This window comes from Bifidobacterium felsineum, from assembly GCF_002802915.1.
GTDB lineage: Bacteria > Actinomycetota > Actinomycetes > Actinomycetales > Bifidobacteriaceae > Bifidobacterium > Bifidobacterium felsineum.
On record NZ_PEBJ01000002.1, the window covers coordinates 601,023 to 618,438 of the forward strand.

The following is a 17,416-nucleotide window of genomic DNA, read 5'->3' on the forward strand; positions in this document are numbered from 1 at the left end:
CGAGGCATGAAGCCTCACTTGCCGAGCAATAGTCTACTAGCGCTCACCGACGCATGACAAGTTTTTCACCCGGTGTGTTGTGAGCGCTCACATTGTTGTGCCGATTGGGTTTCGAGGTGTTGAATTCCTCGTGAAATCAGGCCTTTTCAACCTTTTCCATGCTCTTCATCTTGATAATGGAGGCGATGGCCGCTCCACCAATTGCCACCACAATCACAGCCAGCGACAACCAAGTCGGAATTTCCGGAACCCAGTGCACGCCATGGCCGCCATTGATGAACGGCAGGGTGTTGCCATGCAATGCCTCCATCACCAGCTTGACTCCGATGAAGCCCAGCACGATGGACAGGCCAGCCGGCAAGTATACGAGCTTGTCCAGCAAGGCACCCAGCAGGAAGTACAGCTGCTGCAAACCAAGCAGAGCGAACACGTTGGAAGTGAAGACGAGGAACGGATCCTTGGTCAGACCGAAGATGGCCGGGATGGAGTCGAATGCGAACATCACATCAGTGGTGCCAATGGTCAGGAACACAATGAGCATCGGAGTCCAGTAGCGCACGCCGTTACGAGTGGTGCGCAGCTTCTCACCGTCATATTCATCAGTGATCTTGATGACCTTGCGCAGCGTGCGAATCAAACCGTTCTCGTGGTATTCCTCATCGTCATCGCCGCCGACAACCAGCTTGATAGCGGTGTAGATCAGAAATGCGCCGAAAATGAAGAACACCCAAGTGAAGCGCGAAATCAACGCCGCGCCAATGAGGATGAACAGACCGCGGAAGATCAGCGCGATGGTGATGCCGACGGACAGCACATACTTCTGAATCTTCTTCGGCACTGCGAAATTCGACATGATGATGACGAAGACGAACAGATTGTCGATGGACAGTGAATATTCAGTCAGCCATCCGGAATAGAACTCGATGGCGGGCTTGGATCCGGCGAAATACCAGATGCAGCCGCCGAAAATCAGCGCCATGACCACGAAAAATGCGATGTGCTGCACGCATTCCTTGGTAGATGGCACATGCGGTCGTCGACCGATGATGAACAGGTCGACGATGAAGAACAGCGCGAGCACCACAAACGTGGCGATTTCAAATGCAAGAGGGGTTTCTGCCATGATTCACTACCCTAACTTATGTAGTTGACGGCCATTAACCGTCGGCTGGCAGGGATGTGTGTATCTTGACACACTCAAGGCCGTTCGGCCTCGCTCCGGCATGTGCTCGCAGAGCTTAGCACACGCCTGCGCTGCTTACGGTCGAGATACACACATCCCTGCCAGCCGTCTCCTCCTAGCGAAAGCACAACTCACTTATTCGCTTCCGTCATTTGGCGGAGTTCCTTTTTGAGGTCACGGATTTCGTCACGTAGACGAGCGGCGAGCTCGAACTGGAGTTGTTCGGCGGCGGTATGCATCTGCTCGGAAAGCTGACGGATGAGATCCGCGAGATCCTGGGCTGGAAGCCCGGCTTTCAGAATCTCCTCATGGCGCTTGTCGGCTTCCTCGGCGTTCATGGTGGGCACGCCGAGATGGCTGTTGCCGGCCTTGCCTGCATTGCGATAACCGCCTTCAAGCAAGGTCTGGGTATCCACATCCTCCTTGGCAAGCATGTCGTTGACGTCGCTGATTTTCTTAATCAGCGGTTTCGGATCGATGCCGTGCTCCTTGTTGTAAGCGATCTGCTTGGCACGTCTGCGATCGGTTTCATCGATGGCCTTGCGCATGGCTTCCGTGGTTTCGTCGGCATACATGATCACGGTGCCGGACACATTTCGGGCGGCGCGGCCGATGGTCTGAATCAGCGAACGGTACGAGCGCAGGAAGCCTTCCTTATCGGCGTCAAGAATCGCCACCAAGGAGACTTCCGGCAAATCGAGACCTTCTCGCAGCAAGTTAATGCCGACAATCACATCGATCTTGCCTTCGCGCAGCATACGCAACAGCTCCACTCGGCGCAGCGTATCCACGTCGGAGTGCAGGTACTCGACCTTGATGCCACGTTCCAGCAGATAATCGGTGAGGTCTTCAGCCATTTTCTTGGTGAGCGTCGTGACCAGCGCACGCTCGTTCTTGTCCACACGAGCCTTAATCTCGCCGAGCAGGTCATCAATCTGCCCCTCGACCGGACGCACATCGATCTTCGGATCAAGCAAACCGGTTGGACGAATGATCTGCTCCACCACCCCATCGGAAAGACCCAGCTCATAGTCGCCAGGAGTTGCGGACAGATATACCGTCTGGCCGACTCGTTGCAGGAACTCCGGCCATTTGAGTGGACGGTTATCCATCGCGGACGGCAGACGGAATCCATGCTCCACCAACGTGCGCTTGCGCGAAGCGTCACCCTCATACATCGCGCCGATCTGAGGAACCGTCACATGAGACTCATCGATAACCAGCAAGAAGTCATCAGGGAAGAAATCCAGCAGCGTATGAGGCGGAGTGCCAGGAGCACGACCGTCAAAATGCCGAGAATAATTCTCGACTCCGGAGCACACGCCCACCTGGGTAAGCATTTCCAGATCATAGGTGGTGCGCATGTTGAGGCGCTGCGCTTCCAATTCCTTGCCCTGCTTATGCAGTTCCGCCAGACGTTCATCGAGTTCTTCGCGAATGGTTTTGAGCGCGCGCTCCATGCGGGCCGGACCGGCAACATAATGGGAAGCCGGGAAAATATGCACTTCGTTCTCTTCGGCGATCTCATCGCCGGTCAATGGATGCAGCGTGGAGATGCGATCAATCTCGTCGCCGAAGAATTCGATGCGGACCGCGAGCTCCTCATATACCGGGATGATCTCCACCGTGTCGCCACGCACGCGGAATGTGCCTCGGGTGAAGGCGATGTCATTGCGCTTGTACTGCATGGCCACGAATTGACGCAGCAGGTCATCGCGATTGATCTCCTGCCCCACTTTGAGCAAAAGCATGCGGCCGGCGTATTCCTCCGGAGTGCCCAAGCCGTAGATGCAGGAGACCGTGGCCACCACCACACAGTCGCGGCGGGTCAAGAGGTTCGCGGTAGCCTGATGACGTAGGCGTTCCACATCGTCATTGATGTTGGAGTCTTTTTCAATATAGGTATCGGTTTGCGGGATGTAGGCTTCCGGCTGGTAGTAGTCGTAGTAGGAGACGAAGTAGCTGACGGCGTTGTCTGGCATCAGCTCACGGAACTCAGCGCAGAGCTGCGCAGCAAGCGTCTTATTAGGCTCGATGATCAGGGTAGGGCGTTGCAAACGCTCGATAAGCCATGCGGTGGTGGCGGTCTTGCCGGTACCGGTGGCGCCCATCAGCACCACATCGTTCTCACCGTTTTCGATGCGTTCGGCCAGTTCCTCGATGGCTTGTGGCTGGTCGCCGGCAGGCTTATACGGTGATTTGACGACGAAAGGCTTATTGGCGCGCTCGATATTGAATCCCATGCGGCCATCATAAGCACTGTAGGTTTTTCAACACAAAATGTAGGTTTTTGAACGTTGACTGTAGGATTTTCAACAGAATCCGTTCAAAAACCTACAGTCAGTGTTGTATTTCCTACAGTCAGTGTTGTATTTCCTACAGTCAGTGTTGAAAAACCTACAGTCTTATGAAAATCTGCCTTATAAGGGTTCGTCTTATGGGTTATTAGGCTGGCGTATGGGTTTGTTCCAGCAGATATTGGTAGATCTCCTCCACTTGGGCCATCATCTTGGTCATTGGTTGAGCCGAATCGATGACCATGTCCGCAATCGCCCGGCGCTCGGATTCGCTGGATTGATGGCGGATGCGGCCTTCGGCCTGTTCAAGGCTCATGCCTCGTTCTTCGATCATGCGATCAAGCCGCATGCACACAGGCGCCTCTACCGTAATAATGTGGTCGAATCTAAAGGGGATGCTGTCGATGACTTCGGCAAGCAATGGGACATCATGAATGATGATGTCCGAAGGAGCGCATGACTGCTCTTGTTGGGCAGCAAGCCGATAGATAAGCGGATGTTCGATGGCATCCAACCGTTCTCGCGCTCCCGGTTTGCCATGTGCACCGAACACATGGTCGGCCATCCAGGAACGGTTCAACGTACCGTCGGCCAGTAAGGCATCCGGACCGAATGTCTCGGCGATTCTGGCAATGGCCTCTCCCCCGGGCTCAACAATCCGATGCGCCAGTGCATCGTAGTCGATGATTACCGCTCCGAGTTCGGCAAATCGCGCTGAAACCGTGCTTTTGCCTGCAGCGATGCCGCCTGTCAGTCCAATTCTCATAAAGGCCATGCTAATACGAGAAAACCCGGCCCATATGGACCGGGTTTCCATTACGCACTAAGCGTCAGCAGTAGCTCACTTGCCGAGCAGCTGGTCGCGCAGAGCGGCGAGCTGGTCGGAGTCGGCGAGGGTGCCGGTAGCCGGAGCTGCGGAAGAGTAGTTGGAGGTCTCCTCGACCGGCTTCTCTTCCTTCTGGCCCTGGCCGTCGGCAGCAGCGGACTCGGCTGCGTTGGCCAGTTCCTTGGCGACGAACTCCTTGTGCTCTTCCCACAGTTCGTGAGCGGCAGCGTACTGGGATTCCCATTCCTCGCGCTGCTTCTCGTAACCAGCGATCCACTCGTTGGTGTTCGGGTCGAAGCCTTCAGGGTACTTGTAGTTGCCCTGCTCGTCGTACTCGGCCGGCATGCCGTAGATAGCCGGATCGAAGTCCTCGGAAGCCGGGTCAACGGAGTCGTTGGCCTGCTTGAGGGACAGGGAGATGCGGCGACGATCGAGATCGACGTCGATCACCTTGACGAACACGGTCTCGCCCGGCTTGACAACGGTCTCCGGGTTCTCGACGTGACGGTTGGCGAGCTCGGAGATGTGCACCAGGCCCTCGATGCCGTCTTCGACGGAGATGAAGACACCGAACTGAACGATCTTGGTGACCTTGCCCTTGACGATCTGGCCAGGAACGTGGGTGCGAGCGAAGCGCTGCCACGGATCTTCCTGGGTGGCTTTGAGGGACAGGGAGATGCGTTCGCGATCGAGATCGACGTCGAGCACCTCAACGGTGACCTTGTCGCCGACCTTGACGACCTCGGACGGGTGATCGATGTGCTTCCAAGACAGCTCGGAAACGTGAATCAGGCCGTCAACGCCACCCAGGTCAACGAAGGCGCCGAAGTTGACGATGGAGGACACAACGCCCTCACGGATCTGGCCCTTCTTGAGCTGGGAGAGGAAGGTCTCACGGACTTCGGACTGGGTCTCCTCGAGGTACTGGCGACGGGAGAGGACCACGTTGTTGCGGTTCTTGTCGAGCTCGAGGATCTTGGCCTTGATCTTCTGGCCGATGTACGGGGAGAGATCGCGGACACGACGCATTTCGACGAGGGAAGCCGGCAGGAAGCCACGCAGACCGATGTCGACGATGAGGCCGCCCTTGACAGCTTCGATGACGGTGCCCTCAACAACGCCGTCAGCTTCCTTGATCTTCTCGATGTCGCCCCAGGCACGCTCGTACTGAGCACGCTTCTTGGAGAGAATCAGTCGGCCTTCCTTGTCTTCCTTGGTGACGACAAGGGCTTCAATCTGGTCGCCGACCTCGACGACTTCGTCAGGATCAACGTCCTTCTTGATGGAAAGTTCGCGGGAAGGAATCACACCTTCGGTCTTGTAGCCGATGTCCAGGAGAACTTCGTCGTGATCGATCTTAACGACGGTGCCCTCAACCAGATCACCATCGTCGAAGTTCTTGATGGTGGAATCGACTGCCTTGATGAAGTCCTCTTCGGTGCCGATGTCGTTGATGGCGACCTTGGTGACTTCAGTGTTGTTCTCTGCCATGTAAATATATGGTTTCTAATAGTGGATGGATAATTACTCGATATTCAGTTATGCTTGTACGCCCTTTCAGGCATACAAGCATTCAGGATACATAGAGCTATAGCCAAGAAACCACTGCAATACAAAGGCGTGTCGTGTGTTCTCTTTCGAAGAGGCCGCTGGTGGGTGAGGATGTGCATGTCTCGACACACTCAAAGGCCGTTTGGCCTCGCTCCGGTGCGTGCTCACAGAGCTTAGCACGCACCTACGCTGCTTACAGTCGAGTCACGCACATCCTCACCCACCAGCTCCGCATTATAAGGAGCGCTCGGCCATTTCCACTACGTTGGCAAGCAGCATGGCGCGCGTCATCGGTCCCACACCTCCGGGGTTGGGCGTGTAGGCGGATGCCTTGTCGTAGCAGGCCTTGTCTACGTCACCCTTGATGCGGTAGCGTCCAGCCTCTTCGTCGAAAACGCGGCTGACACCGACATCAACCAGCACCGCACCCTCTTTGATCTTGTCCGGGGTGACGAATCCGGCTGAGCCCATGGCGGCGACGATCACATCCGCGCGACGCATATGGTCCGCTACATCCTTGGTGCCGGTATGGCACAGGGTCACGGTGGCGTTGACGGCGTTGCGGGTCAGCATCAGGCCGATGGTGCGTCCGATGGTGATGCCACGGCCGAGCACACAGACTTCCTTGCCGTTCAGATCGATGTTGTAAGCCTTGAGCAGCTCGATGACGCCGCGCGGCGTGCAGGGCAGCGGTGTGGAGATGTCACCGCGCACATGAAGTACCAACTCGCCAAGGTTGTACGGGTGCATGCCGTCAGCGTCCTTGGCCGGGTCGATGAGGTCGATGATGGCATTCTGGTCGATGCCCTTGGGCAACGGCAGCTGGACGATGAAGCCGTTGCAGGCCGGGTCTTCGTTCAGTTCCTTCACCGCGTTCGCGATATCCTCGAAGGAGGCGTCGGCCGGCAATTCCTTCTTCACCGAATTGACGCCGATCTCCTTGCAGTCGGCATGCTTGCCGGCCACATATTTCACTGACCCCGGGTCCTCCCCTACCAGCAACGTGCCCAAACCCGGCACCACACCTTGCGCCTTGAGACGCTCAACGCGCTCGGCGAGATCAGCCTTGATGTCGGCAGCGACCTTCTTGCCGTCGATTCTTGTAGCCATCGAAGCCCTTCCTTGCATGTTTCGGTGAACAGTATCGAAACTGTAGACTATCGTTGAAATAAGTCAGATTTGTATCTCACGATGAAGAAGGCTTGCCATGGGGACTCGATTTGCACGATTCACGCGATTCGCCGCTGCCTCAATCAGCGCGCTGATTCTCCTCGCGGCAGCCGCCTGCGGGTCTCAGACGCCCTCGGAACAGCCTTCGAACGAAGCCGACAACACCGCACAGCAACCGACCGGCCCGATCACCGTCGTCTCCTCGCTGAATCAATGGGGTTCGTTGGCCGCCGAACTGGGCGGCGATGATGTGAAGGTCACATCCATTGTGAATTCCACCAATGTGGATGCGCATGATTTCGAGCCGAAGACCTCGGATGTCGCCAAACTCTCCAAAGCGCAAATCGTGGTGGCCAATGGCGCCGGCTATGATTCCTGGGCCACCAAGTCCCTGAGCACGTCCTCGAACCTGGTGTCCGCCGCTTCCGTAGTCGGAGCCATGGAAGGGGACAATCCGCATCTGTGGTTCTCCAAGGATGCCCGTTCCGGCATGGCGGAGGCGATCACCGAAGCGTATATCAAGGCATTGCCCAGCAAGAAGAAGGATTTCCAACAGCGTCTCAAGACCTGGCAACAGGGTGAGAAGTCCTTGGAGAAATGGACCAGCGATTTCACCAAAAAGCACAGCAAACTCACGTATGCAGCCACGGAACCGGTTGTCTATTATCTGATGGCGGATCTCGGCTTCGACGACTCCACACCCAAGGGATATTCGCAATCCATTGCTTCCGGCGGCGAAGTGGCTCCTGCCGACTTGCAATCATTCCAGGAAATCATCGAAGACCGTGATATCGATGTGCTCATTAATAACACGCAGGAATCCAGTGACGCCACGAATATGATCACGGGCACCGCAGGCCGTTCCGATGTTCCCGTAGTGGATGTGTCCGAGCAGATGCCGAAAGATGCCACTTCGCTCAATGCGTGGATCAACCAGCTGGTCAATGCGATCATCGACGCCGTAGATCCTACGTATGGATGCGATACGGATGATGCTGACAGCAATGCTGATGCCAATGACACCGACGCCGATGACGCCGACGCCGACAGCGCAGACAATACCGATGGTACCTCGGGCGACGGCAATACGACCGGCAACAATGGCAATGGCACCGACGGCGCTACCGGTAACGGCACGAGCAACGATGGTCAATCGAGCCAGTCTGATGAATCTTCGGATGGCTCCACCGCAGAAGACGAGGCTCCCAATTTCATCCGCGAATGCAAGGCATCTTCGAAGAGCACTTCAACCGACGCCAATGGGCAGACGTCATCTGATGGTTCCGACAACACCGATGACGGTTCCACTCCATCCAACGCAGGCCAGACCGACCCCGGGAAGTGATGTGCAACGCGCATCATAACACGTTGCATCAGGGCACTCTTCATGGTGCCGACAATGCCATCAGCAGCCACATACGCTATTGAGAACGATTGTCAGCATCATTTGCCACAATCGGAGGCATGAACAGCAATTCCGAGTGCATCGTGTTCAACGATGCAGCCATCAAACGTGGAGACCATACTATCTGGCAACATGGCACCTTCTCCATCCCCTACGGGTCGGTCACGGCCATCGTGGGAACCAATGGCGCAGGCAAAACCACGATGATGAAAGCGGAACTCGGGTTGCTGCCGCTGGCGCACGGCACTGTGCACGTGCTGGGCAAACTGGCGGGCCAGTCGAACCAGCGTATCGGCTATGTGCCGCAAAGCTATGTGTCGAACGTGGATTCGAACCTCACCGCCGAGCAGTCCGTGCTGCTGGGGCTCACCGGTACCCGTTTCGGCATTCATCCGATCACCAAAGGCCAGCGGGCCAAGGCACGTGAGGCCATGGAGTTCACCGGCATCGCCGACAAGGCGAAATACCGGCTTTCCGAATTATCCGGCGGACTGCGTCAACGTGTGGCCATCGCGCAGGCACTGGTCTGCGACCCCAAGCTGCTCATGTTGGACGAACCGTTGGCCAATCTCGACCTGGCCAGCCAGCGAGCCACCGTGCACGTGCTGGCCCGTCTCAATCAGGAGCTGGGCATGACCATTCAAGTGGTGGCACATGACCTCAATATGCTGCTGCCGATACTTACAGGCGCGGTGTATCTGCTGGACGGCCACCCCCATTACGCCGATATGGGCAAAGTTCTGGATTCCGATTTGTTGACCCACCTCTATGGCACACAGGTCCAGGTGGTCACCACTCCGCAAGGCGACATGTTCGTGACCCCGACTCCCGACGAGCCTCGCGACCAGGAGCAAGACATGCACTCCGCAGCTGAAGTGGCGCAAATGCATCACCATCATCATGGCGGCAAGCGTGCGAATTAATCGAATTCATGCATGGGTAATGATTGGGATATAGCAATGACTTCTATCGATTTCTCGTTTGACCCTGAGTGGATGGGCACGCTCACCGCTCCATTTATGACGAACGCCTTTGTGGCGGGATTGTGCATCGCCTTGGCTGCCGGCGTAATGGGATATTTCACCATCGCCAGGCATTCCACTTTCGCCGCACATGCCTTGGCTCATATCGGTTTGCCTGGCGCCACCGGCGCGGTATTGCTCGGTCTGCCGGTATCACTGGGTATGGGTGTCTTCGCCCTCGGCGGAGCACTCATTATCGGCGCATTGGGCAAGCGTATATCCGAGCGAGAAATAGCCACCGGCACCGTTCTGGCGTTCGCCACCGGTCTGGGTCTGTTCTTCGCGCGACTTTCCAGTTCCGCTTCCCAACAGATGCAATCCATTCTGTTCGGTTCGATTCTGACCATCACTGACGGCCAAATCATTGGTTTTGCTATTTTCGACGCACTGCTGCTGGTGCTGCTGGCCATCATCTATCGGCCGTTGTTGTTCAGCTCCTTGGATGAGCAGGTCGCACAGGCCAAAGGCGTACCGATCGGACTGATGAATGTGGCATTCATGGCAATTATGGCCGGTGTTATCACCATCGCCGTGCCCGCGGTTGGCACTTTGCTGATTTTCGCATTGGTGATTACGCCAGCGGCGACTGCCAATATCCTTGCCGGCTCTCCGTTGAAAGCCATGATCATCGCCAGTGTGTTGTGTCTGATTTCCATTTGGGCCGGGCTGGTGCTTTCCGCTATGTTCCCCGCTCCCCCAAGCTTCATCATCGTGACGATTTCCACGCTGTTCTGGGCCATTGCCAAAGGTGCGGCTGCGCTCAAAGCACGGTAAAAAACGCATAAAAGCCTGTATCTCTCGGTAAACGTACACTGAGCGGCACTCAGTGTACGTTTACCGAGAAAAAGACATCACAAACGGATGACCAGAGCATTGGCGATGGCGGCGATGCCCTCGCCACGCCCGGTGAAGCCCATATGATCCGTTGTGGTGGCCGTAACGGAAACTCGGCATCCAATCGCCTGGGATAATGCCGATTCGGCTTCGGCTCGTCGGGTGCCGATTTTCGGACGATTGCCGATAATCACCACCGACGCCGAAGTGGGCGCAAAACCATGTTGACGAAGATGCGACACCGTTTCGCGAAGCATATCGGCCCCATGCATGCCGGCGCCATGCGCCTGAGCGCCGACACCGAACAGAGAACCGATATCGCCTAGACCTGCTGCGGAGAGCAGGGCATCGATAAGGGCATGCGCAGCCACATCGCCATCGGAATCTCCTTCGATGCCCTCGTATCGAGCCGCCACCGTCGAATCAGCGTCTTCCGGAACAGGCCAATGGAGTCCGGCGACCCATAGGGGGCGTCCGGTTCCGGCCGGAGCGAAACGATGCGCATCGAATCCCTGGCCAATCATCATGCTGCTGTCGGTCACCGAATCCTCCAATATATCCCTATGCCGCGGCCCATTGACCGCATGCACCGTGGCAACAATGCCAAGCAATACAAAATACAAAAATCCCGGTTCATCATTGATGATGACCGGGATTCGTGCTCACTTCTTCTTGGACTTCTTTTCGGCAGCCACTCGGGCAAGTGTATCGGCTGCGGCTTCTTCCGGCTCTTCGGTGTGATGCTTTTCATCACCTGGCTGAGCAGGTTCATAGCCAAGGTTCACATCGAGAAGACGCTGCGCTTCAGGCTCGTCGATCTTCTCGCTCAACGCGATCTCGGAAGTCAGAATGGCACGGGCCTTGGTCAGCATGCGCTTCTCGCCGGCAGACAGACCATGCTCATCCACATCACGCTGGGCAAGATCGCGAACCACTTCTGCGATCTTGTTGACGTCGCCGGTGGCGATCTTCTCCACATTGAGCTTGTAACGACGGGACCAATTCATCTCTTTTTCGATAATCGGCGTACGCAGAATCTCGAACACCTTAGCCACTTCGGAAGCAGAGACGATGTCGCGCACACCGACCTTCTTGGCATTGTCGACCGGAACGTTGATGACCAAACCATCCGAAGACAATACGGACAGCTGGAGATATTCACGCGTCACGCCCTTGACCGTCCGCTCGGTGATGGCCTCCACCTTTGCTGCACCATGACGTGGATAGACGACCATATCGCCGACTTGATAAGACATGTACCCTCCGAGAACTGACGGCTCACACACAAAAACTCGAATAATTATGCCACTCGGCATGGACCGCGAAAATGAGAACGCTCACACCACCCTCAACACGCTGAAATCTCGAGAAATTCGATATATTTACTGCGTTAATACGGCGTTTTCAACTTTTACGCACGTAGACTTTTGCGCATGGATACTGAAAAGAAGATCAAAGAAGATACCATCACCGTGCCTGTTGCCCAGGGCGATCTCGACGCCGTGAGCAACGCCGAATTCTACAACCCCCACGAGGTTCTCGGCGGCCATCTTGGCATCGGCAAGCACGCCGACACCGTGACCATCCGTGTCCTGCGTCCTCTTGCCAAAGCCGTAACCATCGTCACCCAGAACGGTGAATACCCGATGCACCATGAGCACAATGGCGTGTTCGTGACCACCGTGCCCGCCGCCGGCGACGCCAAGCAGCCCGCAGTGCCTGATTACCGCGTCCGCACCGAGTGGGAAAGCGGCGAGGTCATCGTCGAAGACGACCCATACCGTTACCTGCCCACCCTTGGAGAAATGGATACCTACCTGTTCGGCGAGGGTCGCCATGAAAAGCTCTGGGAGGCTCTGGGCGCCCATGTGCTGCGTTACGACGACCCGATGGGCAGCGCCAACGGCACCGAAGGCGAACAGCTGGTCGGCACCGCATTCTCCGTCTGGGCGCCGAACGCCCACGCCGTGCGCGTCGTCGGCGATTTCAACGGCTGGGATGGCCGCCGTCATGCCATGCGCGAACTTGGTTCCTCTGGCGTGTGGGAAATCTTCATCCCCGGCGTGGAAGCAGGCGAACATTACAAGTTCCACATCCTGAACGCCAACTACCAGTGGGAGATGAAGGCCGACCCGATGGAACGCCAGCACGAGGTTCCGCCGAACACGGCCTCCATCGTGACCGACTCCCATTACGAGTGGCAGGATGACGCTTGGATGCAGCACCGCCGCACCACCAATCCGGCCAACGGACCGGTTTCCATCTACGAGGTGCATGCCGGCAGCTGGAAGCAGGGCCTCACCTATCGTGATCTGGCCAAGCAGCTTGTGGAGTATGTCAAGCAAGAGGGCTACACCCACGTGGAGTTCATGCCGCTTGCCCAGCACCCGTTCTCCGGCTCCTGGGGCTATCAGGTCACCGGCTACTACGCGGTCGATTCCCGCCTCGGTTCCCCTGATGACTTCCGCTGCCTCGTCGACCAGTTCCACCAGGCAGGCATCGGCGTGATCATGGATTGGGTGCCCGCCCACTTCCCGAAGGACGCCTTCGCACTGGGCCGCTTCGACGGCACTCCGCTGTATGAGGATCCCGATCCGCTGCGCGGCGAGCACCCGGACTGGGGCACCTACGTGTTCAACTTCGGCCGCCGCGAAGTGCGCAACTTCCTCGTGGCCAACGCCCTGTTCTGGCTTGAGGACCTGCATATCGACGCACTGCGCGTGGATGCCGTCAGCTCGATGCTCTACCTCGACTACAGCCGCGAACCCGGCCAGTGGAGGCCGAACATCTACGGCGGTCGCGAAAACCTGGAAGCTATCGACTTCCTCAAGGAGGCCACGGCAACCGCATACAAGAACAACCCCGGCATCATGATGATCGCCGAAGAGTCCACCGCATGGCCGGGCATCACCGCTCCGACCTCCGCCGGCGGCATCGGCTTCGGCCTCAAGTGGAACATGGGCTGGATGCACGACACCCTCGAATACCTGCACGAGGAGCCCATCAACCGCAAGTGGCACCACAACGAAATCACTTTCTCCATGGTGTACGCCTACTCCGAGCATTACGTGTTGCCCATCAGCCATGATGAGGTGGTGTACGGCAAGGGTTCCGTCTATGGCAAGATGCCGGGCGACGGCTGGCAGAAGATGGCGGGCGTGCGCTCCCTGTTCGCCTACCAGTGGGCTCATCCGGGCAAGAAGCTCTCCTTCATGGGCAACGAATTGGCTCAGTGGGGCGAGTGGGATCATGACGCCTCCATCGACTGGGATTGCCTGAACTGGGAGGAGCACCGCCAGATCCAGAAATTCGTTGGCGATCTCAACGCCTTCTACAAGGCCAATCCGGCCCTGTGGAGCCAGGACTTCGACCCGGCCGGATTCCAGTGGCTCACCAGCGACGACGCCGATCACAATACGCTGAGCTTCCTCAGAATCGGCACCAAGGGCGAGACCTTGGCCGTGGTGGTCAACTTCTCCGGCGAGGCATGGTCCGACTACCAGGTGGCACTGCCCACCGGCGGCAAGTGGACCGAGGTGTTCACCACCGATGACGCCAAGTACGGCGGCTCCGACATCCATAACGGCACGTTCGAGGCGGAGGAAGGCGAATACCATTCCCGTCCGTTCTCGGCAAAGATCACCGTTCCGGCCCTCGGAGTTGTATTCTTGAAGCCAGAAGACTGAACGAGTCAACTGGCTGAAAGGTAACTGTTTTATGCTCAATACCCCAGCACGTCAAAGCGCGGCTGTACGAACGGTGTTGGTGGTGGAGGACGAACCGACGCTCGCCACCGCCATCGCCCAACGTATCACCGCCGAAGGTTGGAGTGCCCGTGTGGCCGGCGACGGTGCGTCAGCCGTGCAGGCGGCCTCACAGCTCAAGCCGGATCTGGTCATCATGGATATCATGCTGCCGGTGATGGATGGGCTTGAGGCCACCAAACGCATTGTGGCCGAGCGCCCTGTGCCAGTGCTGATTCTCACCGCCCGAGACGATGAGACCGATAAGGTCATCGGCCTCGGGGCCGGAGCGGATGACTACATGACCAAGCCGTTCTCCATGCGCGAGCTCATCGCCCGCTGCAAGGCCCTGCTGCGCCGTGTGGAACGAGCCAAGGTGATCGCCAAGAACTCCGAGAACGAAAAAATTCTCGACTTTGGCTCCATGGTCATCGATCCAGCCCAGCGTATCGTCACGCTGAATGGTGAGCAGGTGCATCTGACGCCCACGGAATTCGATCTGCTGGCCACACTGGCCCGTAGGCCGAAGTCCGTGCTCACTCGAGAGAAACTGCTCGAGGAGGTATGGGATTGGGTGGATGCCTCAGGCACCCGTACCGTGGACAGCCATGTCAAGGCATTACGCCATAAGCTCGGCGCTGATATGATTCGCACCGTGCATGGCGTGGGCTACGCATTCGAGCCTCCGACCGAGTGATGGCAAAGCAATCAAAGAAATCCCGGCTTGGCGTTTTCGGCATCAAGCCGGTTGATTTATTCTCGTCCCTGAAACTGGAACTAAGCGCGCTGATCGTATGCGCCACAGCCATCGCATTCGCCATGTGCTGGTTCCTGCTGAAATTCGGTTGGTCCGGTTGGATTGCCATGCCATTGACCTTGGTAGTGGCGCTCGGCATCACCTACGTGTTTTCACGCGGTATCACCGCTCCCCTGCGCCAGATGCGCGATGTGGCGGAAGCCATGGCTGATGGCGATTACACCGTGCGCGTGACCATCGATCCGACCAGGCATGATGAGGTGGGCCAGCTCGCCCGCTCTTTCAACGAGATGGCCGAGGAACTCGAGCACGCGGATAAGATGCGTCTCGACATGATCGCCAACGTGAGCCATGAGCTGCGCACCCCGGTTTCGGCTTTGCAGGCCATGGTCGAAAACATGGCGGATGGCGTCACCGACCCCACTCCAGCCAATTTGGAAAGCATTCTCACCCAGACGCAGCGCTTATCCGATCTCATCGCCTTCCTGCTTGATCTGAGCCGCATGGAGGCCGGAGCCGCAAGCCTCAATATCGAGCACTTCAATGTGGCCGACTTTTTGGATGAAACCGTCGAACCGTTGGAAATCACCGATGGCGGGCACGCTCACGATATCCAGATGCATGTGCCGCAGGACATCACCATGGAAGGCGACCAGGACCGCCTACGCCAGCTGTTCACCAATATCATCGCCAATGCGCTCAAGCACTCCCCTGACGGCACCACGGTGCTCATCGACGCCCATGAGGATACGAACAACGGCACCATTGTGACCAATGTGGTCAACTTCGGTTCGCAAATCGCCGCCGCGGACCGTTCCGCCATTTTCCGCCGGTTCGTCAAGGGCAAATCAGGCCCGGGAACCGAATCAGGCGGCACGGGTCTGGGGCTTTCCATCGCCCGCTGGGCCGCTCAATTGCACGGCGGCACAGTGAAGGTCGTCGATGACGATCGCGGCGCCGATTTCGAAATCACACTGCCCAAATATCACATTTCACAAGACTGAATCCTCCACCACGGCATCCGCAAGCGTCAATGCGCCGAGTACCTGAGCTCCGCTTTGTCGGCACGCCCGAACGCATTGGCGCAATGTGGAGCCTGTGGTGATGATGTCATCAACCAGTATCACTGCATTGCCTTGGCATATCATGCCTCTGGCAACGGCGATATGGCCACCTATGCGTTGCGCCCGCTGGGCGGATGATATTTGCTGCACCGAGCGGCCTCCCGATGCCGTGCTCACCAGCATTGGAGCGGCAACGGCATCGATTCCCCGCTCACGCAAACCCACCGCCACCGCTTCGGCCAATGGCAATGTGTGCCAACGTCCTCGCCGCCTCATCGACGATGGAGATGAGGGCGCAGGGACCACCATCACCGTCCTTCCCGCGCACAAAGGCACCAAAGGTGAACGACGCCCCAGCGTGTGCATGATGGAGCCGAACACCGCATCGAGTTCCACATCATCATGGTCCTTCCAAGCCAGAATCGCATGTCTGGCGACTGATTGATAGGCGGCGGCAGACCATACGGATACAGGGGTTTCGCTGTCCGCGCCATTGCCGGCGGATTCAAGCGCGCGATGGCGGCATTGGTCAAAACGCCCGGCGCACTGTTCGCACAACACGGCGTCAGGCGCATCGCACCCGGCACATCCTCGGGGAAACAGCACGTCTCGAGTCATTCGCCATGCGCGGGACGCCAGCTGCAACGCACCGGATATTCGCGGCATCATCATGCCCTCCCCGTTCGAACCGAATCTTCACTGATCGGCAAGCGAATCATCAAGCGAATCAGGATGCTTTGCGATGCGTTGCAACAAAGCATCCATAAGGCCCAGGGCATCAGCGGGATCATTCACTTTGATTCCCATGGCACCGGCTTCCACCGCCGGATAATCATTGCCGCCGGGAGTCATGCGATCGCCTACAAAGGCGATATGTTCCACCGAAAGCCCCAACAGTTCGGCAAGCTTGCGCACGGCATAGGCCTTGTCGATGCCATGCTTGCTGACATCCACACTGGAGTATCCGCCGGTTCGTACCCTCAGATCAGGGAAATCCCGGCTGACCCGCGCGGCCAACGCGTGCTTCTTGCTATCATCCGGGTCCCAATGCTGTTTGACGGCCACCGGAGCGTATTGCCCCAATGCGGAGAAGGTGATCTGACTGCCACGGTTTTCGATGCGGGGACCCCATACTTCAGGCTCCCACAAACCAAGCGCCTTGGCATGCCGTTCCAGACTGGATTCGATGGCCTCGACCGTGGGCTTATCCAGATCGTGGGCATAGATCAGCGTCCATTGGCCATGTTGCCACCGGTAGTATCTGGAACCGGAGGTGGGCATGACGTGCAGATTGCCTCTTGCAGCATGATCATTCAACACGTCAAGCACCTGCATCGTGACCACTGCCATGCTGCCGCCGGAAATCAACGCCACCGGTATGCGCGTGGTCAGTTCGCTGAACCGCTCAATCATCGCAGGCTTCATTGGCTGCTTGGAACTGGCCAGCGTGTTGTCTAGGTCAAAGCCGAACAAGCAGGCTTTGCCGCACAGCTCATCCAAATCAAGTTCGGTCCACGATTGCACCACCATCCGCAGTGTCCTCCTCGCTGACGAGATAGCAACC

Annotated in this window: 15 protein-coding genes; 6 read left to right on the forward strand and 9 right to left on the reverse strand. The window is 57.5% G+C overall.

Translation table 11 applies throughout. The features are described from left to right. Positions 1–136: 136 nt before the first annotated feature. The 5 genes from CSQ86_RS06240 to CSQ86_RS06260 all read right to left on the reverse strand — a co-directional run bounded on the left by CSQ86_RS06240 (position 137) and on the right by CSQ86_RS06260 (position 6,967). Positions 137–1,123, reverse strand: coding sequence for a TerC family protein (locus tag CSQ86_RS06240; RefSeq protein ID WP_100494222.1), 987 nt, complete (start codon positions 1,121–1,123; stop codon positions 137–139). Between the two features lie 191 nt (positions 1,124–1,314). Continuing rightward, entirely contained in the window at positions 1,315–3,426 is a 2,112-nt protein-coding gene (uvrB, locus tag CSQ86_RS06245) for an excinuclease ABC subunit UvrB (RefSeq protein ID WP_100494223.1), read from the reverse strand. Positions 3,427–3,628: 202 nt separating this feature from the next. Continuing rightward, positions 3,629–4,246, reverse strand: a complete 618-nt coding sequence (coaE, locus tag CSQ86_RS06250) for a dephospho-CoA kinase (protein ID WP_100494224.1) — start codon at positions 4,244–4,246, stop codon at positions 3,629–3,631. A gap of 75 nt (positions 4,247–4,321) precedes the next feature. Continuing rightward, positions 4,322–5,797 (reverse strand): 30S ribosomal protein S1, encoded by a 1,476-nt coding sequence (gene rpsA / locus CSQ86_RS06255; RefSeq protein ID WP_033890373.1) that lies wholly within the window; start codon positions 5,795–5,797, stop codon positions 4,322–4,324. A 294-nt stretch (positions 5,798–6,091) separates the two neighbouring features. Next, complete coding sequence (locus CSQ86_RS06260) at positions 6,092–6,967, reverse strand: bifunctional methylenetetrahydrofolate dehydrogenase/methenyltetrahydrofolate cyclohydrolase (protein WP_100494225.1); 876 nt, start codon at positions 6,965–6,967, stop codon at positions 6,092–6,094. Between the two features lie 97 nt (positions 6,968–7,064). Here CSQ86_RS06260 and CSQ86_RS06265 point away from each other — a divergent pair, with 97 nt between their 5' ends. From CSQ86_RS06265 to CSQ86_RS06275, 3 genes are all read left to right on the forward strand, one after another. After that, positions 7,065–8,372, forward strand: coding sequence for a metal ABC transporter solute-binding protein (locus CSQ86_RS06265; protein ID WP_100494226.1), 1,308 nt, complete (start codon positions 7,065–7,067; stop codon positions 8,370–8,372). A gap of 119 nt (positions 8,373–8,491) precedes the next feature. Next, positions 8,492–9,355, forward strand: coding sequence for an ABC transporter ATP-binding protein (locus tag CSQ86_RS06270; protein ID WP_100494283.1), 864 nt, complete (start codon positions 8,492–8,494; stop codon positions 9,353–9,355). 36 nt (positions 9,356–9,391) lie between these two features. Further along, positions 9,392–10,228, forward strand: a complete 837-nt coding sequence (locus CSQ86_RS06275) for a metal ABC transporter permease (RefSeq protein WP_100494227.1) — start codon at positions 9,392–9,394, stop codon at positions 10,226–10,228. A 77-nt stretch (positions 10,229–10,305) separates the two neighbouring features. Here CSQ86_RS06275 and ispF read toward each other — a convergent pair whose 3' ends face one another. Together ispF and CSQ86_RS06285 are read right to left on the reverse strand one after the other, a co-directional pair. Next, the gene (ispF, locus tag CSQ86_RS06280; RefSeq protein WP_100494284.1) at positions 10,306–10,815 is read right to left on the reverse strand and encodes a 2-C-methyl-D-erythritol 2,4-cyclodiphosphate synthase; all 510 of its coding nucleotides are present in this window, start codon (positions 10,813–10,815) and stop codon (positions 10,306–10,308) included. Between the two features lie 135 nt (positions 10,816–10,950). Further along, on the reverse strand, positions 10,951–11,544 hold the full coding sequence (locus CSQ86_RS06285) for a CarD family transcriptional regulator (RefSeq protein ID WP_100494228.1): 594 nt from the start codon (positions 11,542–11,544) through the stop codon (positions 10,951–10,953). Between the two features lie 177 nt (positions 11,545–11,721). Between CSQ86_RS06285 and glgB the strand changes: the two genes are divergently transcribed. The 3 genes from glgB to CSQ86_RS06300 are packed head-to-tail and all read left to right on the forward strand — an operon-like array spanning position 11,722 to position 15,792. After that, on the forward strand, positions 11,722–13,974 hold the full coding sequence (gene glgB, locus CSQ86_RS06290) for a 1,4-alpha-glucan branching protein GlgB (protein ID WP_100494229.1): 2,253 nt from the start codon (positions 11,722–11,724) through the stop codon (positions 13,972–13,974). A gap of 31 nt (positions 13,975–14,005) precedes the next feature. Then, the gene (locus CSQ86_RS06295; protein ID WP_100494230.1) at positions 14,006–14,728 is read left to right on the forward strand and encodes a response regulator transcription factor; all 723 of its coding nucleotides are present in this window, start codon (positions 14,006–14,008) and stop codon (positions 14,726–14,728) included. After that, complete coding sequence (locus CSQ86_RS06300) at positions 14,728–15,792, forward strand: sensor histidine kinase (protein ID WP_100494231.1); 1,065 nt, start codon at positions 14,728–14,730, stop codon at positions 15,790–15,792. Before CSQ86_RS06295 ends, CSQ86_RS06300 begins: the two co-directional genes overlap by 1 nt. Here the strand turns inward: CSQ86_RS06300 and CSQ86_RS06305 are convergent. Further along, entirely contained in the window at positions 15,781–16,524 is a 744-nt protein-coding gene (locus CSQ86_RS06305; protein WP_423734807.1) for a ComF family protein, read from the reverse strand. The genes CSQ86_RS06300 and CSQ86_RS06305 overlap by 12 nt on opposite strands. Positions 16,525–16,548: 24 nt before the next feature. Next, on the reverse strand, positions 16,549–17,382 hold the full coding sequence (locus tag CSQ86_RS06310; RefSeq protein ID WP_100494232.1) for an HAD-IIB family hydrolase: 834 nt from the start codon (positions 17,380–17,382) through the stop codon (positions 16,549–16,551). Between the last annotated feature and the right edge of the window lie 34 nt (positions 17,383–17,416).

Bases quoted from the DNA above. Each gene is read 5' to 3' on its own strand.
- CSQ86_RS06275 (WP_100494227.1), top strand. From the start codon at position 9,392: ATGACTTCTATCGATTTCTCGTTTGACCCTGAGTGGATGGGCACGCTC.
- CSQ86_RS06265 (WP_100494226.1), top strand. From the start codon at position 7,065: ATGGGGACTCGATTTGCACGATTCACGCGATTCGCCGCTGCCTCAATC.
- coaE (WP_100494224.1), bottom strand. From the start codon at position 4,246: ATGAGAATTGGACTGACAGGCGGCATCGCTGCAGGCAAAAGCACGGTT.
- CSQ86_RS06295 (WP_100494230.1), top strand. From the start codon at position 14,006: ATGCTCAATACCCCAGCACGTCAAAGCGCGGCTGTACGAACGGTGTTG.
- CSQ86_RS06300 (WP_100494231.1), top strand. From the start codon at position 14,728: ATGGCAAAGCAATCAAAGAAATCCCGGCTTGGCGTTTTCGGCATCAAG.
- CSQ86_RS06305 (WP_423734807.1), bottom strand. From the start codon at position 16,524: ATGATGATGCCGCGAATATCCGGTGCGTTGCAGCTGGCGTCCCGCGCA.
- CSQ86_RS06310 (WP_100494232.1), bottom strand. From the start codon at position 17,382: ATGGTGGTGCAATCGTGGACCGAACTTGATTTGGATGAGCTGTGCGGC.
- CSQ86_RS06240 (WP_100494222.1), bottom strand. From the start codon at position 1,123: ATGGCAGAAACCCCTCTTGCATTTGAAATCGCCACGTTTGTGGTGCTC.
- CSQ86_RS06260 (WP_100494225.1), bottom strand. From the start codon at position 6,967: ATGGCTACAAGAATCGACGGCAAGAAGGTCGCTGCCGACATCAAGGCT.
- ispF (WP_100494284.1), bottom strand. From the start codon at position 10,815: ATGATGATTGGCCAGGGATTCGATGCGCATCGTTTCGCTCCGGCCGGA.
- uvrB (WP_100494223.1), bottom strand. From the start codon at position 3,426: ATGGGATTCAATATCGAGCGCGCCAATAAGCCTTTCGTCGTCAAATCA.
- CSQ86_RS06285 (WP_100494228.1), bottom strand. From the start codon at position 11,544: ATGTCTTATCAAGTCGGCGATATGGTCGTCTATCCACGTCATGGTGCA.
- rpsA (WP_033890373.1), bottom strand. From the start codon at position 5,797: ATGGCAGAGAACAACACTGAAGTCACCAAGGTCGCCATCAACGACATC.
- CSQ86_RS06270 (WP_100494283.1), top strand. From the start codon at position 8,492: ATGAACAGCAATTCCGAGTGCATCGTGTTCAACGATGCAGCCATCAAA.
- glgB (WP_100494229.1), top strand. From the start codon at position 11,722: ATGGATACTGAAAAGAAGATCAAAGAAGATACCATCACCGTGCCTGTT.